18 protein-coding genes are annotated in these 19,091 nt (G+C 43.5%); all 18 read left to right on the top strand.

Translation table 11 applies throughout. The features are described 5' to 3' along the window. Positions 1 to 144 precede the first annotated feature (144 nt). The gene (locus tag CCC71_RS08090) at positions 145 to 921 is read left to right on the top strand and encodes a peptidoglycan-binding protein (protein WP_295223392.1); all 777 of its coding nucleotides are present in this window, start codon (positions 145 to 147) and stop codon (positions 919 to 921) included. A gap of 378 nt (positions 922 to 1,299) precedes the next feature. Further along, entirely contained in the window at positions 1,300 to 2,124 is an 825-nt protein-coding gene (gene purR / locus CCC71_RS08085; protein ID WP_021840347.1) for a pur operon repressor, read from the top strand. A 4-nt stretch (positions 2,125 to 2,128) separates the two neighbouring features. Beyond that, on the top strand, positions 2,129 to 3,508 hold the full coding sequence (gene glmU / locus CCC71_RS08080; RefSeq protein ID WP_021840346.1) for a bifunctional UDP-N-acetylglucosamine diphosphorylase/glucosamine-1-phosphate N-acetyltransferase GlmU: 1,380 nt from the start codon (positions 2,129 to 2,131) through the stop codon (positions 3,506 to 3,508). A 109-nt stretch (positions 3,509 to 3,617) separates the two neighbouring features. Next, positions 3,618 to 4,571, top strand: a complete 954-nt coding sequence (locus CCC71_RS08075) for a ribose-phosphate diphosphokinase (RefSeq protein ID WP_021840345.1) — start codon at positions 3,618 to 3,620, stop codon at positions 4,569 to 4,571. A 100-nt stretch (positions 4,572 to 4,671) separates the two neighbouring features. Beyond that, the gene (pth, locus tag CCC71_RS08070; protein WP_127058995.1) at positions 4,672 to 5,250 is read left to right on the top strand and encodes an aminoacyl-tRNA hydrolase; all 579 of its coding nucleotides are present in this window, start codon (positions 4,672 to 4,674) and stop codon (positions 5,248 to 5,250) included. A 285-nt stretch (positions 5,251 to 5,535) separates the two neighbouring features. Then, entirely contained in the window at positions 5,536 to 5,733 is a 198-nt protein-coding gene (locus CCC71_RS08065) for a hypothetical protein (protein WP_127058996.1), read from the top strand. Positions 5,734 to 5,809: 76 nt separating this feature from the next. Next, positions 5,810 to 6,313, top strand: a complete 504-nt coding sequence (locus tag CCC71_RS08060; protein WP_021840342.1) for an NUDIX hydrolase — start codon at positions 5,810 to 5,812, stop codon at positions 6,311 to 6,313. 166 nt (positions 6,314 to 6,479) lie between these two features. Next, positions 6,480 to 7,922 (top strand): aminotransferase class I/II-fold pyridoxal phosphate-dependent enzyme, encoded by a 1,443-nt coding sequence (locus CCC71_RS08055; RefSeq protein ID WP_226974550.1) that lies wholly within the window; start codon positions 6,480 to 6,482, stop codon positions 7,920 to 7,922. 10 nt (positions 7,923 to 7,932) lie between these two features. Continuing rightward, positions 7,933 to 8,625, top strand: coding sequence for a dTMP kinase (locus CCC71_RS08050; RefSeq protein ID WP_021840340.1), 693 nt, complete (start codon positions 7,933 to 7,935; stop codon positions 8,623 to 8,625). A 61-nt stretch (positions 8,626 to 8,686) separates the two neighbouring features. Continuing rightward, a complete protein-coding gene (locus tag CCC71_RS08045) occupies positions 8,687 to 9,730 on the top strand; it encodes a DNA polymerase III subunit (protein ID WP_021840339.1) in 1,044 nt (347 codons plus the stop codon). Beyond that, a complete protein-coding gene (locus CCC71_RS08040; protein ID WP_296333419.1) occupies positions 9,727 to 10,572 on the top strand; it encodes a PSP1 domain-containing protein in 846 nt (281 codons plus the stop codon). The genes CCC71_RS08045 and CCC71_RS08040 overlap by 4 nt, the downstream gene beginning before the upstream one ends. Further along, a complete protein-coding gene (locus CCC71_RS08035) occupies positions 10,562 to 11,290 on the top strand; it encodes a tRNA1(Val) (adenine(37)-N6)-methyltransferase (RefSeq protein WP_295223400.1) in 729 nt (242 codons plus the stop codon). Before CCC71_RS08040 ends, CCC71_RS08035 begins: the two co-directional genes overlap by 11 nt. Next, positions 11,277 to 12,137 (top strand): 16S rRNA (cytidine(1402)-2'-O)-methyltransferase, encoded by an 861-nt coding sequence (rsmI, locus tag CCC71_RS08030; RefSeq protein ID WP_021840336.1) that lies wholly within the window; start codon positions 11,277 to 11,279, stop codon positions 12,135 to 12,137. The genes CCC71_RS08035 and rsmI overlap by 14 nt, the downstream gene beginning before the upstream one ends. A 100-nt stretch (positions 12,138 to 12,237) precedes the next feature. Beyond that, on the top strand, positions 12,238 to 14,256 hold the full coding sequence (gene metG, locus CCC71_RS08025) for a methionine--tRNA ligase (RefSeq protein WP_021840335.1): 2,019 nt from the start codon (positions 12,238 to 12,240) through the stop codon (positions 14,254 to 14,256). A gap of 1 nt (position 14,257) precedes the next feature. After that, positions 14,258 to 15,028 carry a TatD family hydrolase gene (locus tag CCC71_RS08020; RefSeq protein ID WP_295223403.1) on the top strand — a complete coding sequence of 257 codons (771 nt, stop codon included), beginning with the start codon at positions 14,258 to 14,260 and terminating at the stop codon, positions 15,026 to 15,028. A gap of 203 nt (positions 15,029 to 15,231) precedes the next feature. Next, on the top strand, positions 15,232 to 15,696 hold the full coding sequence (tnpA, locus tag CCC71_RS08015; protein WP_156703932.1) for an IS200/IS605 family transposase: 465 nt from the start codon (positions 15,232 to 15,234) through the stop codon (positions 15,694 to 15,696). Between the two features lie 292 nt (positions 15,697 to 15,988). Further along, the gene (gene ppx / locus CCC71_RS08010; RefSeq protein ID WP_021842386.1) at positions 15,989 to 17,527 is read left to right on the top strand and encodes an exopolyphosphatase; all 1,539 of its coding nucleotides are present in this window, start codon (positions 15,989 to 15,991) and stop codon (positions 17,525 to 17,527) included. A gap of 10 nt (positions 17,528 to 17,537) precedes the next feature. Then, on the top strand, positions 17,538 to 19,088 hold the full coding sequence (locus CCC71_RS08005; RefSeq protein ID WP_021842387.1) for a Ppx/GppA phosphatase family protein: 1,551 nt from the start codon (positions 17,538 to 17,540) through the stop codon (positions 19,086 to 19,088). Positions 19,089 to 19,091 lie beyond the last annotated feature (3 nt).

The following is a 19,091-nucleotide window of genomic DNA, read 5'->3' as shown; positions in this document are numbered from 1 at the left end:
TTTGATTAAAGTGGTGATTATAATTGATAAAAGGGGGCGAATTTTGACAAAATTCCCAAAATAAAGTAAAATAGTATTGCATTTAGATACGAGGTGGAAATATTGAGAAAACTTAGAATAGTGACAGTTCTCTTAACGTTTCTAATGGCTTGTACTTCAGTAGTATTGGCTGATGTAGGACGCGGCGATCGCGGCAGCGAAGTACAATTTGTTCAGCGTTTGATGATAACGCAAGGGTACTTGGTTGATACAGCTGACGGTGTTTTTGGTAATAATACGGAATATGCAGTGCGCATGTTCCAAAAACAAAACGGCTTATCCGCTACGGGTAAGGTGGATAGCGACACCTTGGCAGCGATGAAAGAGAACAATAAGAAATTTGCAGCAGCACAACAGTCTCGCAATGTGCGCAATAGCGTAGAAGTGTCACGTTTTGGTGATCGAGGTCGCTCGGTTTCCGATTTGCAGGCTCGTTTAGCCCACAGTGGTTTTTCACCGGGTTCGATTGACGGTATTTTCGGCAATGGCACAGCCAATGCCTTAAAACGTTTCCAGAAGGCAAACGGATTAACCGTAACCGGTGAAGTGGACAGCAAGACAATGGAGCTCTTAGCTAAAGAGCGCGGTATTCCGACAGAGTATAAGAAGACGATGACGATGAATGCCACAGCCTATTCCGCATATGATCCGGGTAATTCTTCATATACGGCACGAGGCAATTTATTGAAACGTGGGTATGTGTCAGTGGATCCTGATGTGATTCCGTTAGGCACAGCGGTTTATGTCGAGGGCTACGGATATGCAGTCGCGGATGATACCGGCGGCGATATTATTGGTAATCGTATCGATTTAGCCATGGATTCTCATGGCGAGGCCATAGATTTTGGTCGACAAACCGTTAAGGTTTATATTTTAGAATAAGAGAATAAGATTTTAGAGAAGCGTTAGTACTATGTATGAATTTACTTTTATGAATTCAATTATTTATTAACATCTAAAATGCAGCTAAAGAGGCTGTAACAAAAACGAGGATTCATTTCTTCGTTTAGGTTATAGTCTCTTTTGTTATTCAAAATACGGAATGGGCTAGTCGTAATGTTTGATAGGTAATGGATGTTTTGACTATCCACTCTTGAAAGATACTTGCAAACTACGAACGTTCAGATAAAAATTAACCTTGAATGTATGGATTTTTACCTTTAAAGTATGTATTTTCCGAACGTTTTGTGGTATCCTTAAAAGAGAACAAGGTTGTTGGCATAGTCGGCAACGTTATTTTTTTGTATAAGGAGGTATACAGTGGAAAAAGTGCGACGCGTTGAGCGCATGGTAGCGCTTACTAAACTGTTGGTAGATTCTCCGCAAGAATTGATATCTTTACGCTATTTTTGCGATTTTTTTGATATTGCAAAGTCCACACTCAGCGAAGATTTAAGTTCCGTGAAAACAGCTTTGCAACATTTTTCCTTAGGCACCTTGGAAACGGTGGCCGGAGTAGCCGGTGGTGTTCGCTTTATCCCGTATCGGCAAGGGGAGCGGGCCATGTCTGTCCTTCGTGAAGTACAGCAGCGTTTACAAGAACCGGACCGCGTAATTCCGGGTGGTTTCTTGTATATGTCGGATATTTTATATGATTGGCATATTGCCAGCCGTTTAGGCGAGATTTTTATGACTCGCTTTGCCGACCGGAACCCGGACTATATTATGACGGTAGAAACAAAAGGAATTCCGTTGGCGGTTATGGTGGCGCGAGCTTTTAACAAACCCCTTGTTATTGCGCGCCGTGACAGCAAGGTGACAGAAGGTTCGTCTATCAGTATTAACTATGTGACCGGATCGAATCGTCGCATTCAGACTATGTCGCTTACGAAACGGGCCATTCCGCCTAAATCCAAAGTATTGCTCATTGATGATTTTATGAAAGCCGGCGGTACGGCGAACGGCATGCGGGAGCTGGTTACCGAAATGGGCGGCACCGTGGTTGGTATCGGTGTACTGGTATCGACGCCGGATCCTAAAGTTGTAAAAGATTGCGAAGCACTCTTAATTCTTAATGGTGTTAATGAAGAAACACGCAGTATTGATATCGAACCTGTAAATTTAGAGGCTGATAAGGAGGCCTAATTGTATGAAACCTATTACATCTTTGATTTTAGCGGCCGGTAAAGGGACCCGCATGAAGTCTAAACTACCGAAAGTATTGCATCCCGTAGCGGGCAAGCCTATGGTGGAACGCGTACTTGAAACCGTAAAAACAGTGGGCACAGAACGCAATGTTGTAATTGTCGGTTTTGGCGGTGAACAAGTGCAGGCGTACTTGGGTGAGGCTGCTGAATTCGTGACCCAGACCGAGCAAAAAGGCACCGGCCATGCTGTTAAGCAGGCCAAACCTTTATTAGGTGATTACAAAGGGACCATATTATTGCTCTGCGGTGATACGCCACTCGTAACGCGTGAATCGTTGGAAGCGCTGTTAGCCGAACATGAAGCAACCGGTGCAGCGGCTACTGTGTTGACGGCTCATATGGCTGATCCGACCGGGTACGGCCGCATTATTCGCGAAGAAGGGACGGGTAAGGTTCTTCGCATTGTGGAACAAAAAGACGGCAAACCGGAAGAGTTGGCGGTACAGGAAATCAATACCGGTATGTATGCCTTTGACAGTGAGAAGCTATGGCCGTGTTTGGAACAGTTATCCGATGACAATGCGCAGGGCGAACTCTATATTACCGATGTGGTAGGTATTTTGGTAAATCAGGGTGACCGTGTAAGTGCCTATATGATGACCAACGAAGAAGAGTCGTTAGGCGTTAACTCCCGAGCACAATTGGCGGAAGCAGAACGTATTTTGCGTGAGCGCACGAACCGTCATTTCATGGACCTCGGTGTGACGATTATCGATCCCGCATCCACTTATATTGCACCGGAAGTTGTAATCGGTGCCGATACGGTAATTTTACCGGGGACCTTGCTTGAAGGGTCAACGGTTATCGGTGAAGGTTGCAAAATCGGACCACATAGTCGTTTAACCAATGTAAAGGTGGGCAACGAAGTGGTTATGCATTTTACCTATGCTCATGATTGTGAAGTAAAAGACGGTGCCGATATCGGACCGTATGTACATTTACGCCCTGATACAGTTATCGGCGAATCCGTTCATATCGGTAACTTTGTGGAAGTGAAGAACAGTATTGTCGGTAAAGGGACTAAATTCCCACACTTATCGTATATTGGTGACAGTGATGTGGGCAGCGGCGTTAATATAGGATGCGGTACAATTACGGTTAACTATGACGGCAAATTAAAACACCGTACTAAAATCGGTGACGGTGCTTTTGTGGGCTGTAACTCTAATTTGGTAGCCCCGGTTTCGGTAGGTGATTACAGTTATATCGGCGCCGGTTCCACCATTACCAAAGATGTACCGGCTAAATCTTTGGCGGTAGGTCGGGCTCGTCAGATTGTAAAAGAAAACTGGGTGACTGACGATACATTTAAGAAAAAATAGAAAAAAGTTGTTTACTTTTTTGCAATAAAGACGGTAATAGTATACAATAATAAAGATGAGGTTTGCTAGGAGCAACGAAGTTATTAATTAGCAAAAGGGGTATTGAATCATGGCATTTGAAGACGGTAAGAAACTTAAAATTTTCACAGGTAATGCGAATCCGGAGTTGGCGAAAGAAATCTGTGATTACTTAGGCTTACCTTTAGGCGAAGCGTTCGTAGGTCGTTTCAACAATGGCGAAGTACAGATTATGATTGATGAAAGCGTACGCGGTAAAGATGTATTTATCGTGCAACCTACCAGCTATCCGGTAAATGATAATTTAATTGAGTTATTAGTTATGGCTGATGCCTTAAAACGTGCCTCTGCGCGTCACATTACGGCGGTAGTACCGTACTATGGCTATGCTCGTCAGGACCGTAAAACTCGCGGTCGTGAACCGATTACGGCTAAATTGGTAGCTGACTTAATGCAGACAGCCGGCATCACTCGTTTGGTAACAATTGACCTTCATGCCGGTCAGATTCAAGGCTTTTTCAATGTGCCGGTGGACCACTTATTCGGTGCCTCCATTTTGGCAAAATACATTAACGAAAAGAAAATGGAAGATTTAATCGTTGTATCGCCTGACCTTGGCGGTGTAACGCGTGCTCGTGATTTGGCCGATCGTATCGGTGCGCCGATTGCGATTATCGAAAAGAAACGTCCGCAACCGGGTGTGGCTAAAGTTATGAACTTAATCGGTAATGTAGAAGGTAAGAACTGCATCATTATCGATGATATCGTTGATACAGCGGGCTCTTTGGTTGAAGGGGCTAAAGCACTTAAAGAATTCGGTGCTAAATCTGTTATGGCTTGTGTAACGCATGCTGTATTGACTGACCCTGCTTGCGAACGCATTGAAAACTCCAATATTAAGGAATTAATCGTAACCAATACAATTGATTTACCGGAAGAACATAAATTACCAAATATTACGTCCTTGTCGGTAGCGCCTTTATTGGGTGAAGCTATTATGCGTATCTTCCACGAAGTATCCGTAAGTAATTTGTTTGACAAATAATTTTTCTCTGCATGGCTGTTTATGCCTCTGTAGAGCGATGTGTGTAACCTCCGGAATCCTTTCCGGAGGTTCTGTTTTTCGTAGATAAAGGATGTAAACAGTGAAAATGGTTGTAGGGCTCGGGAATCCGGGCCGTGAATATGAAAAGACAAAACATAATATAGGCTTTATGGTCATCGATGCTATGGCGGCGAAAGAAGCTCATACGCCATGGCGTGAAGATTTTAAAGCGCTCATTACGACGATAACAATTGACGGCGAGAAGGTTCTTTTGGTTAAACCGCAGACGTTTATGAATGCCAGTGGTGAATCGGTAGGCCCTTTGATGCGGTATTATAAAATAGATCCGGCCGATGTATATTGTGTCTACGATGATATGGATTTGCCGGTTGGTAAAATCCGTATTCGCCCTAATGGCAGTGCCGGTGGGCATAATGGGATTAAATCCCTCATTGCTCATATGGGCACATCAGAGTTTCCTCATTTCCGTTTCGGTATCGGCCGACCGTTACCGCAATGGACGGTTATCGACCATGTATTGGCACCGTTCCCGGAAGAACAGCAGGATAAGGTGAATAAAGGCATTGAAGATATGGCTAAAGCTATTTTAGGCACCTTAGAGGTAGGGCTCGACAAAGGTATGAATTTATACAACCCACGTAAAGGTCGTCGTCAATAATAGTCGCGTAATGCTGATTGCGTATGGTTTTAAAATAACGGTTAAGTGAGAATATTTAATAATAACACTTGACAAGTTTTAATAATTTCGATATAATAACTCTATTATCCGGATAGATTGTCAGTGTTAATGCTTGAGGAGGATGAACTTTAAACCCAACAATGTCATAATCTTGAACATTCCTGAGCAGTCGTACGGGTATGTGGTAATAACCCAACCACTTTTTAGCAGTTGGTTTTAACCCAAATCGCTGTAAGTTATAAGAATAACAAAGGAGGTTCGATTATGAACAAGATTCAAAGTTTATCGAACCGCTTATCGGTGCTGGGATATAGTGGTTTCGAGATTTCTCACATTATTAATTATGCCGCCAGAGGCAAAGAGTTAACAACATTGAGTAAACATCAGTTGCGAGATGTTATTCAGCAAATGGAAAAATATGTAACGCTAGGTACGCAATATGCGGCCGCTTATAGCAAGTAAGCTTTAGCGTAAACACAGGAGACTATACGGAGCTATAGTCTCCTTTTTTTCGATATAAGGGAGAACGGAGGATTACATGTTCGTACGACAAAATCATAAACCGCGTAAGCAACGTTCGTTTCCTGCCGGGCCACGCCAAACAAGGCGTATGGGAATGTCAGTGAAATGTATGATTTTTTGCGATGGCGATATTTTATTATTACAAAAAAAGGATAGAGAAGGACTCAGACCATGGGAATTTCCCGGTGGCGGTCTTGAGTTTGGTGAAGATTTACATGATGCGGCGTTACGAGAAGTTCGTGAAGAAACCGGTCTTACGGTCGAACTGCTGGATGTAGCCGGTCTGTGGTCCTACAAACGCAATAAATTGCAGTTTTTGACAGGGGTCATCTTCATTGCCAAAGCAAATAATCGTGATGTAGTATTGTCGGACGAACACACAGACTTTGCTTGGGTCAAACCGGCAGAGCTTAATACCTATCGGTTGCAGGATTCCTTACGTGAGGCTTTGGATCGCATTAAAACGAGCAATGAGCGGGGCCGGGAATTACGTCAATATTTTGTAGAAAATTATAAATAGCGATTTAGTATTTATAAAATTACAAATAGATACACCGCCATTACTATAAAATGGTATAATTGTATGTATATAAAAATAAGCAAACAGAGGTTTTATTTTGAAAACACATACACAAACGAAAAATAATAATAGGGAACGTAATAATATAGCATTAAATCAGTCACGCATGCCTTTTGTAGAAGCGTTGGAGGCTTATAAAGAAGAGCATTTCGTGCCGTTTCATACACCAGGTCATAAAATAGGCGTAGGAGCGCCTGCTACATTAAAAGCATGGATGGATCCGGCACTGCCGTATGATTTAGGCGTGATGTATGCGCTGGATGATTTACATGAACCGGAAGGTTCGTTAAAAGAAGCGCAAGATTTGGCGGCTCAATTATATGGGGCCGATTACACTTGGTTTTCTATAAACGGAACCACCGCTTTAATTGAAACAATGATTATGGGCACAGTCGGTGCCGGTGATACGATTATTATTCCCCGTGAAGCACACCGCTCAGTAATGGGCGGTTTAATTTTAAGTGGCGCCAAGCCGGTCTACTTGGAAGGGCGTTTTGACGAGCGCTTCGGTGTACCGTTGGGGACTACACCTAGTGAAGTAGAAACAGTCTTAAACGAGCATCCGGAGGCGAAAGCCATCGTTTTGGTAAACCCGAATTATTATGGCATTGCCATTGATTTAGAAGCTATAGTATTATTAGCTCATAAGAAAGGTGTTATTGTTCTTGTAGATGAAGCTCATGGAGCCCATTTGCCGTTTGGTAAAAACTTACCTAAAAGTGCCTTGGCCTGCGGCGCCGATTTAGTGGCACAAAGTACGCATAAATTAATCGGATCTTTAACACAAACATCGATGCTTCATGGACAGGATATGCTCATTAATGAACGACGCATCACGCAGGTGCATCAGATTTTGCAAAGTACCAGTCCTAATTATATATTTCTGGCCAGCCTTGATATGGCGCGGCATCAAATGGCGACAAAAGGCCGTGAGTTAGTCACCAAGGCGGAAATGCTGGCACAGGAATTGCGCCGGGATTTGCAGAACATTCCGGGGATTAATGTACCGGCTGCGGAAGATTTTAACGGTTTATATGATTATGATGCGACCAAGGTGCTCATTGATTTTTATGAGCTCGGCTTGACCGGTGTAGAAGCGGAAAAACTGCTTCGCAAGGAAGGTATCGAGGTAGAATTGGTACAGGCTTATCATGTGTTGGTGCTCATTACGCTAGGCGATACCAAGGACAGTATTAAACGACTGGTCGATGCGGTAAGTAAGGTGGCGGCGAATGTAAAGGAATTTAAGCAATCAAGCCCTCAGGCAAAGCCACTGGCTACGGGTACGCGTTTGCCAAGTCCGGAAGTGGTACTGACGCCACGGGAGGCTTTTTACAGTAAAACAGAAACTGTGGCCCTTGCGGAGACGGCAGGGCAAATCAGTGGTGAGACTATCAGTTATTACCCGCCGGGGATTCCCTTTGTCAGCGTAGGCGAACGAATTACACCGGCGGTGTTGGCCTATATCAAAGAGCGGCAAGCCATGGGCTTTTTGCCAAATGGCTGTGCTGATAAAACATTAAAAACAATTCGTATTATTAGTAAATGAGGTGTGACCCGTGGGCCGTTTAATAATTATTGAAGGTGGCGACGGTAGCGGTAAAGCTACGCAGACGGCGCTATTGAAAGAACGTTTACTCAAAGAAGGCTATAAGGTAAAATCCGTGAGTTTTCCCAATTACGACAGTCCGGCTGCCATGCCGGTAAAGATGTATTTAGCCGGTGATTTCGGTAAAAAACCGTCCGATGTAAATCCCTTCGTGGCCAGCTCTTTATACGCTGTGGACAGATTTGCTTCTTTTCGCATGGATTGGCAAAACTTCTACGAAGAAGGGGGGATTATTTTAGCCGATCGCTATACGACCTCCAATATGGTACATCAAATGGTAAAATATGAAGACCCGGCGGAACGCAAGGCATTCCTCGACTGGTTGGAAGATTTTGAGTTCGTAAAATTCGGCTTACCGCGACCTGATGCGGTATGTTTACTGGATATGCCCCTTGCAGTGAGCGAAGCACTTATGGCGGAGCGCAAACATAAAACCGGTGGCGCTACCGGCGATATTCATGAGAAAGACCATGCGTATTTGGGCCGTGTTCACGGAGCCTATGATGAATTGGTGGCACGTTATAATTGGCAGCGTATTGCCTGTGCCGATGAGCATATGAATCTTCGCTCCATAGAAGCCATTCATGAGGATGTGTATAACGCAGTAGCTGCCGTATTGAATGACTTAGAGCCTTCGCTTTGAGTTGTTTTTTAGGGGCTTCACGGTATATAATAAATATGTTGTAATACATTGAGGAGGCACCATGTCGTATTTTGAGCAAGTTATCGGTCAAAAGGCTACAATCGACCATTTGACGATCTTGGTAGAGCGCGGTACCTTACCCCATAGTTTGTTATTTTATGGGGAAAAGGGCCTGGGAAAATTAAATACGGCTATTGGCTTAGCTTCTTTATTAATAGGCCGACAAGTCTTTTCGGCTGACGGCGGCGCTCAGTTTTTAGAAGCGGTAGCGAATGCTCGTCAAGCGGATGGCGAATCGGAGAAAAAAACGGAAGCGGAAGGCCTTCCTATTTACGTTGATGGCGGTCAGGCTTTTTGGTTACGGCCGATGAAGAATATGCTGAAGGTAGAGCAGTGGTATGAGCTGTTAAGTTCCTATTTAGGGCGTACCGGTGGCGGCCGGCGAGTTGTTATCGTAGAAGATTTTCAAACGACTAATGCAGTTATGGCCAATGCCATGTTAAAAACCATTGAGGAGCCGCCGGCTGATGTTTTTTTCATAATTATAACGAATCAAATTGCTTCGGTGTTACCTACTATTAAATCACGGTGCATGCTGGTTCCTTTCGGACCGGTAAGTAATGATATTATTACGGCGGCACTGCGTAAGGAAGGTTTTACCGAAGATTTACAACAAGCTTTGGGAGCCGGTCAGGGCAATCCTGATTTGGTTCGTGAGCTGGTCCTGAGAGGCACGTTGCCACTATTGGAACAGACCGTAAAAATGCTGGAACAGCTGCCGAAAGCTTTGTTTTTTACACAGTTGAGTCTGCAAACAGAATCCCTTAAACGCGATGACATGCGCGAGTTAATGGGCTGGTTGCGGCTTTTGGCGCGCGACATGATGGCTTTAAGAGCCGGTGCGCCGGATGATGTACTACAGTGTCCTCTCCATAAAGAGCGTTTATTGCAAATATTACCGTCATGGAAGGTGAAAACCTTATTGACCGTAGAGCGGGAAACGCTGGCGGCGGAAGAGGCACTTCGATTAAATGTGAAAGCAGGTTTGGTTATGGATGGCGTATTGCTTGCCCTTCGCCAAGCCTTAAAGGAGGACACCCAGTGACAACCATAGTCGGTGTTAGATTTAAAAAAGCGGGTAAAATTTATTATTTTGCTCCCGGTGGTGCCAGCTTGAACTTAGGTGACGGTGTTATTGTTGAAACGGCTCGCGGTCTTGAATTCGGCGATGTGGTAATTGCACCGCGTCAAGTGGACGAAGAATCGGTAATTCAACCGCTTAAAAGCGTAATCCGTAAGGCCACCCCGAAAGATTACAAACAAGTAGAAAAAAATAAGCAGCGTGAAGAAAAGGCGTTTGAGATTTGTTTGGAAAAAATTGCCAATCGCAAATTGCCGATGAAGCTTATCAATGTTGAATATACTTTTGACATGAATAAAATCATCTTCTTCTTTACCGCTGACGGACGCATTGACTTCCGTGATTTGGTTAAAGATTTAGCCACCGTATTCCGTACGCGTATTGAATTGCGTCAGGTAGGGGTGCGCGATGAAGCTAAAATTTTAAACAGTATCGGTGCTTGCGGCCGTGCTTTATGCTGTGCCACATTCCTGGGGGATTTTTCACCCGTATCGATTCGCATGGCTAAGGATCAGAATTTAAGCCTTAATCCAACGAAGATTTCCGGTGTATGTGGGCGTTTGATGTGCTGCTTAAATTATGAAAATGATTTGTATGCCAAAGGCGGCGATTTATATACGCAGAAAACTAAAGTGGCGCCCGTTATTATAGAATCGCCGGGCATCGGTAAAGATGTAGTAACCGATGAAGGCATGGGCAAGGTATTGAAGATTAATCGCAACAAGAAAACGGTAAAAGTACAGCTGGAAGAAGGTCGTACTATCGACTTGCCGTGGACTGATATCGTATTGCCTGATGAAGAATAACGAGGAGCGACTGGACGATTTATTGATTGGCGGAATGAAGCTGTGGCAGCGGACCGACCAATTTCGCTTTGCCATTGATGCGGTATTACTGGCGCATTTTCCAAAACTTAGTGAAAAGCGCCGCTATGCCGATTTAGGCACGGGAACAGGGGTAATTCCTTTACTCATGACGGCTCTCGGCGCCAAGCAGATTACGGCCGTTGAAGTGAATCCGGTGCTGGCCGATTTAGCACGCCGTAATATTACATTAAATCAAAAAGAAGCGGAAATTTCTTTGGTTGAAGCAGATTACTGTAAGCTTGAAGGTCCTGAATGGGTGGAGCGATTTGATGCAATTCTTATCAATCCACCATATTTTACGGCTGCGCAGGGAGCAATACCCCAATCTTCTGATGTGAGTTTAGCTCGTCATGAGACGATGTATGATATTTCTGATATTGCAAGGGCAGCAGCAAAGCTCGTAAAATATCAGGGACAGGCTTTTTGGATTTACCCGGTAAGTCGACTGATGGATTTATTGGGTGCTTTAAAAGCAGCAAAATTAGAACCGAAGCGAATGCGTTTTGTCCATAGTATGCCGGGCAAAGCGGCTAAATTGGTTCTCATTGAAGCGCGTAAGGCGGGGCAGGTCGGTTTAATTACAGAAGCCCCTTTATATATTTATGACACACCGAATGTGTACAGTGAGGAGGTGCGTAGTTGGTATGACAGAGACTAAAGGAACTTTATATTTAGTACCTACGCCCATAGGCAATCTGGAAGATATGACCTATCGGGCTGTCCGTGTTTTACAGGAAGTGCATACCATAGCGGCCGAAGACACGCGGCACAGCGGCTTATTGTTAAAACATTTTGATATTAAAAAGCCTTTAATATCCTATCATGAGCATAATAAGGATGCGAAGGAAGAGCCCTTAATGGAGTTGTTACTAAGCGGTCACGATGTGGCGGTTATCAGTGATGCAGGTATGCCGGCTATTTCCGATCCGGGCGCCGATCTTGTATTAGCGGCCATAGACGCGGGAATTCCTGTGGTACCGTTACCCGGGCCGAATGCGGCCTTGACGGCACTCATTGCGTCGGGGCTCGATACGAGGGAATTTACTTTTTTAGGCTTTTTACCAAAGAAAAGCAGTCACCGCAAAGAATTGTTGGAGCGCGTGGCTACATATGAAGGCACTTTATTGTTCTACGAAGCGCCTCATCGTTTACAAGCTTCATTACAGGAGTTATATAAATATTTAGGCAATCGTCCTATTGTGGTAGGGCGGGAGTTGACTAAAAAGTTCGAAACTTTTGTGCGTACCAACTTGGAAGCTTTGCAAAAAGCGGAGGATTTGGTTACTATTAAGGGTGAATTTGTTTTAGTCGTAGGCGGTGCCGCCACCGTTGAGGCTGAGGCGGAGACGACGGAAACAATGTCAACCGATGATTATGTAAGTGCTGTGATGATGCTTATGGAAGCCGGAACGGCTAAAAAAGAAGCAATACGCGAAGTTGCCAAACGACTGGGCGTAGCCAGACGCGATGTGTATAATGCCGTTGAAGCGGCACAGGACACATAAATCGATTAGGCATTAAATGTTTAGATTGATGAAACCGTGAATGATAAATAATTAAATTCAGAAGGCTACACCTTGTTATAGAATAAGAGGAGGTTATTGTATGTCAGATACAACCAACAAACGATTTTATATTACAACACCAATTTATTACCCAAGTGCCAAGCTTCATATCGGTCATACTTATTGTACGACCATTGCCGATACGGTAGCACGTTTCAAACGCCGCGCCGGCTATGATGTGCGCTTTTTGACAGGCTCTGACGAACACGGCCAAAAAATCCAACGTGCTGCTGAAGCAATGGGGATTACGCCGCTTGAATATACCACTAAAATTGTTACCGGCTTCCAAGAATTATGGAAAGCCCTTAACATTTCCAATGATGATTTCATCCGCACTACGGAAAAACGTCATGAAAAAGTAGTTCAGTACTTATTCCAAAAAGCCTATGACAAAGGCGATATTTACAAAGCTAAATACAAAGGTTGGTATTGCACACCGGATGAAACATTCTGGACCGAACAAAAATTGGGCCCTAACCATACTTGTCCTGATTGCGGTCGTCCTGTAGAACAGGTCGAAGAAGAAAGCTATTTCTTCAGAATGGGTAAATACGCCGATCAATGGCTAAAATTTATCGACGAAAATCCTGATTTCATCCAGCCGGAAGCACGCCGTAACGAAATGATTCAATTCGTTAAACAGGGCCTTGAAGATTTGGCCGTATCCCGTACCAGCTTTGATTGGGGCATTAAAGTACCGTTTGACCCTAAACATGTTGTGTACGTATGGTTTGATGCCCTTGTTAACTACATCAGTGCATTGAATCCATTGGAAGAAGATGACAGCTTATTCAAAAAATTCTGGCCTGCTGACATTCACTTGGTAGGTAAGGAAATCGTACGTTTCCACTCCATCATTTGGCCGATTATGCTCATGAGCCTTGAATTGCCGATTCCTAAAAAAGTATTCGGCCACGGCTGGCTCGTTGTAGACGGCACCAAAATGAGTAAATCCCTCGGCAACGTGGTGGATCCGATTCCGCTCATTAATATGTACGGTTCCGATGCCCTTCGTTACTACTTATTGAGTGAAATTCACTTGGGCAATGACGGTAACTTTACATTGCCTAACTTTGTACAGCGCGTTAACTCCGATTTGTCTAACGACTTAGGTAACTTGTTAAATCGTACCGTTGCGATGATTGAAAAATATCACGGCGGTGTGATTACGGCCATGCCTTCCGTTAGCGAATACGACAAAGATTTAGCAGCTATGGCTGAAGCTACGGTTAAAGATTATGAAACCTACATGGAAGCCTTTGATTTGAACCGTGCGTTGAAAGCAGTTTGGGCCTTTATCAGCCGTACCAATAAATATATTGACGAAACTATGCCTTGGGTACTTGCTAAAGGGGCTGAAGCAGGGGATGCTGAAAAATTGCAGACCGTAATGTATCATTTGGCGGAAGCACTTCGCATTATTGCCGTGCTTGTGGATCCTGTAATTCCTACGGGCGCGCCTAAAATTTGGGATCAATTAGGCATTACCGGTTTCGCCGATGCCAAAATCGACGATGTACGTCAGTGGGGCGGTTTAGTGAGTGGCACGAAAGTAGTAAAAGGGGAACCGATTTACCCTCGCTTCGAAGTACCTGAAATGGTAGATGCACCGGCAGCTACTGAAACTAAAGCAGAGGAAAAAGCGGCCGCTAAAACAGGTACGGAAAGTGCGGATGAAACAGACCGTACCAATGAAACTGCCGAAGCAGGTGAACAGGAAATTCCACCGATTAAAGACAATGTGGAATATGACGATTTTGCCAAACTCGACTTGCGCGTGGCTAAAGTTATTTCCTGTGAAAAAGTTAAAAAATCCAAGAAACTTTTAAAATTTGTCTTAGATGTGGGCGTGGAAGAACGCACCGTAGTAAGCGGTATTTCCCAGTACTACGAACCGGAAGATATGATTGGCAAAAAAGTCATTTATCTTGCCAACTTGGCGCCAAAGAAATTCATGGGTATTGAATCGTACGGCATGATTTTATCGGCCTCCGACTTTGCCGATAACTTAGAAGTAACCAACATTGAATCGCTTATTCCGGGAAGCTTGGTGAAATAAGATGGAATTATTTGATACGCATGCGCATATTAACGACAATCGTTTCGACAATGACCGTGAAGCCATGTTGGCAGATTGCCGAGCACAAGGTGTTCGCTATATTATGTGTCCTGCCGTTGACCGCGGTACCGCTGAATCAGCCATTGCTTTGGCTGAGAAATACGATTATGTGTATGCAGCCGTAGGCGTGCATCCTCACGAATCGAAAGACGTGACGGAAGCGGATTATGAATATTTTAAAGAACAAGCTCTTAATAATGACCGGGTAAGAGCTATCGGCGAAATCGGTTTGGATTATTACTATGATTTTTCCGACCGTGAAACGCAAATGCGTGAATTCAAACGCCAATTGGCACTAGCCCGCGAAGTGGATTTGCCGATTATTATTCATGACCGCGATGCGCACGGCGATATTATGGATACGCTCCGCAATGACGGCAAGGGGAACTACGGTATCTTCCATTGCTATTCCGGCAGTTGGGAAATGGCGAAAGAAGCCATTAAAATGGGTTTTTATATTTCTTTTGCCGGTCCGGTAGTATTTCCGAAGTCTACAAAGCTTAAAGAAGTGGCCAAACAGGTTTCGCTCGATCGCTTATTGATTGAAACGGATTCGCCGTATTTGACACCGCCACCATTCAGAGGGCGTCGTAACGATCCGAGCAAGACTCAGTTCGTAGCACAGGAAATTGCCGCTTTACGTGGTATGGAAGCAGACGAAATAGCAGCCATTACCCTTGAAAACGGTAAACGAATTTTTAATATTAAATAGTATAAATATTAGTAACCAATAAGAGCTCTCTTCGTGAGTTTTGCGAAGAGAGCTCTTTTATTGTACGCCGAATAGGCATGACAAAACCCCCAGTTAAACTGGGGGTCGGTAAAAAATTCTTATAGAAAAGGAAAGAACCTCCTAATGATACAATGAAGTTGGTCTGGCAACCACAACATTTCAACTTAGGAGGTTCAATGTCAATGAATGACGTAAAAAGCTTATCACATAGTAAATGGAGATGTAAATACCATATTGTCTTTGCACCTAAGTATAGACGACAAGTTATATATGGGCGAATAAAAGTTGATATAGGGAAAATATTAAGAGATTTATGTACAAGAAAGAATGTGGAGATTATAGAGGCGGAGTGCTGCCCCGATCATATACATATGCTCGTTACTATACCTCCACATTTAAGTGTATCAAGTTTTATGGGGTATTTAAAGAGTAAAAGTAGCCTCATGATATTCGATAAACATGCTAATTTAAAATATAAGTATGGGAATCGACATTTTTGGTGTAGAGGATATTATGTGGATACGGTAGGCAGATACGAAGGAGCGATAAAGGAGTATATTCGCAATCAATTACAAGAAGATATAGCTCAAGATACGTTAAATTTTAAAGAATATATGGACCCGTTCACGGGTGAGCAGGTAAAGTAGGCAAAAATAAAAGCCCCCGAGTAGGGGGCAGCCAGTGGTAATAGAGTGGTTGTCAGATTACTCAAAGCCCTCTTTAGAGGGCAACCACTAGAGAAAGACCCTTATAGGGTCAGAGCAAACCACCCGTTCTACGGGTGGTTATGATTTACAGTCTTAACTGAAGTGAATCAATGATGTAATGACAAGGAAAAATTTTGTATAAAGTGTGTAAAGATTATGTAATATTCTTGAAATACTCTTTCAGTTTCGGTAAGATTAAGGTAACATATTGTTTTAGACGAGAGGTAGAATTATGAAGCGTGTTTCATTTATAGATTTGGGATCCAACTCCGTGCGTTTTGTTATTATTGAAATTAACGAAAACGGTAGTTATCAGCTGATTTATCAGCAGAAGGAGAGCATTCGACTCAGTGAGAATATGTGGGAGAAAAATAAACTCACTGAAGAAGCTATGGAACGTGCCATTATGACACTTAAGGCATTTGCACATATGGCAGAAGCCATGGATAGTCTTGAAATATATGCCGTAGCCACGGCTGCCGTACGCTTAGCCAAAAACGGAAACGAATTCCTTACGTTGGTTAAGGAGCGTACCGGTATTGATCTGGAATGTATTGATGGCACCGAAGAAGCCTATTTGGGATTTTTAGGGGTAGTGAATACCATTGGCCTTCGAGACTTCATCCTCTTTGACCTTGGGGGCGCCAGCATTGAAGTAACACTCGTTAAAGACAGAGCTGTAAAACACAGCGTAAGTTTGCCTATGGGGGCACTTACTTTAACGGGCAAATTCCAAAGCGGCGACGAAATGTCTGAAAAAGAGCGTAAAAACTTAATCAGCCATATTCAAGATGTACTTAGCAAGGAGAAATGGCTGAAGGATAAACAGCTACCGCTTGTTGGGATTGGCGGTACAGTGCGTAATTTGGCCAAAATTGACCAAAGAGCGCATAATTATCCGATTGAAAAACTGCATAATTATGAATTATCCTTTGAACGCTTAGATGCGATTTATGAAGATGTATGTACCCGTACATTGGAACAGCGCCGTAAGATTTCCGGCCTTTCCTTTGAACGTGCCGATATTATCGTTGCCGGAACAGCTTTGATTCGCGAACTTATGTTGTTCGTTGATGCCAATACGATTCGTGTCAGTGGTTGCGGTTTGCGTGACGGCTTATTTTATCGTTACTACGGCCGAAATTATATGAATGAAGACGGCATCGTAGATGATATTCTGCTTCATTCCGCTGAAAATGTATTACTCAACATGGTACAAGGCGATTTGATTCATGCCAAGTACATTACGAACTTAGCAAAGATGCTCTATGATCAATGGGACAAGGTATATCAATGGGGGCCGCGCATGCGTGAATTATTGCAAGTATCCTCGTTGCTCCATGATATCGGTAAGACCATTAACTATTACGGTCACGCCCGTCACAGTGCCTATCTGATTGTTAACAGCAGTTTATACGGGTTATCTCATAAAGAGCAGGCCATTTGTGCCTTTGTGGCAGCCAATTCTCATGGGACTAACAGTAAATTTATTAAGGCCTCGCCGTATGGCCATTTATTGACGGCGGACGATCGCGCTATGATAGCACAAGTTTCTTTAGTATTAGCTTTAGCGGAAGCAATTGACGAAAGCCATGAACAATCGGCTGTATTGGTTAATACTGAATTTACTGATAAAACAATTAATGTGACCGTTTGGAAAAAGCCGGGCGGCAACACATCCATTGCGGAGGTGGTCATTGGTAAGCTGATTAAGCAGTGTAAGAAGGACTTTAGAAAGAATTTAATTGTAGAGTGGCGCGAAGCCTTATAAGGAGGAAATAATGGCATTATCGAAGCCGCCCCTTTATGGAGCCATCCATTTGGGAGCCAGCAGTATGAGTATTACCATCGTAGAATACACCACTATCGATGAAGTGAAAATAATCGACTATGCTTCGCGTGATGTAAACTTCGGGGAAGAATTGTTCCACAGCAAACGATTATCCTTCCAAACAATCGAAGAAATTTGTCGCCTGCTAAAAGGTTATAAACGAATGCTCGATGAATACGGAGTTACGGATTATACCGTGTATGCTACGGCTGTCGTTCGTGAAGCTGAAAACCGTCGCAGTATTATGGACCAGATTTTCGTGCAGACCGGCTTCAAAGTAGAAGTCGTGGACATGCCTAAAGAAATTTATTATAAATACTTCGGATTGTACTATCATATGATGAAACAAGGGCTTACTAAGACTAAAGATGCAGCCTTATTTATCGATATTACATCCGGCGGCGTAGGGCTTACGGTGTGGCAAAAGGGTACCTTGGTATTCCAAGAAAACGTGCATTTAGGTACATTGCGCGTTATGGAATCCTTTAACCGTAATCAGCGTTCATCTTTATCCTTCCCGGCAGCGGTAGGTGAATATTTGCACAGTATGTTGCAACCGTTAGAGGAAGAAGTACGTCGTTTTAACGTTAAATATTTCGTGTTATCCGGCGATGAACCTCGTGAAATAGCAAATTTGATGGGTTTTGAAACGCATGGTCAGGAAACTATGTCTTTATTGCCTCAGCAATTTGAAGACTTTGTTGACACCTTCCATGGCGTTACCGCGACCAAGCTCGTTAACCGCTATGGTATTCCGGAATATCGTGCTAATATCCTCATGCCGACTATTGTATTGTATTCGGAATTGTTAAAAATGGTACGACCGCAAAGCCTGTTAATCAGCCCTTACGGTTTTGCCGAGGGTGTAATTGTATACAAGGGCGCGGAACTTGAAAATAATCACTTCCTTGAAGTAATGCGCGAACAAAACTTGCAACTGGCTCGTGCTATTGCGCGCAGCTATCAGGTTGATGAAACCCATATTGCTCAGGTTGAGCGTTTTGCGGTACAGCTTTGTCGTCATTTAGTGGATTTCGGCATTAACGAACGCATGATCTTTGTACTTCGCACGGCGATTATTTTATCGGAAGTGGGAAAATTCGTGAGTCTCCGTAATCACAGTGAACATGCGTATCGCATCATTATGGGGACTGACCTTTTCGGTTTGTCGGATCGTGAAAAAGAAGTGGTAGCCAATGTGGTATTTTATCATTACAAGGGCAAACCCGATGATGATGATGAAAACTTCCGTTATTTAAAAGAAGTCCAAAAGATATGGGTATCAAAATTCGTGGCCGTATTACGTTGTATGCGTGCCTTGGATGTAAGTCATAAATTGAAAGTGTCGAAGCTGGCTATTGAACGCAATGATAAACGCATCGTGGTTAAAGCAACGACGAAGCAAGACTTGTCCTTGGAAAAATGGACCTTTGAACGAGAAGCAGAATACTTTAGTGAAGTTTTTGGTTTGGAAATGGTCTTACGCATAGGAGGTAAATAAGGC

It is taken from the genome of Veillonella sp. LMAG:90 (assembly GCF_008679445.1).
Classification (GTDB): Bacteria; Bacillota; Negativicutes; order Veillonellales; family Veillonellaceae; genus Veillonella_A.
The sequence above is the reverse complement of the archived record's forward strand: the minus strand, read 5'-3'. Positions and strand labels throughout refer to the sequence as shown.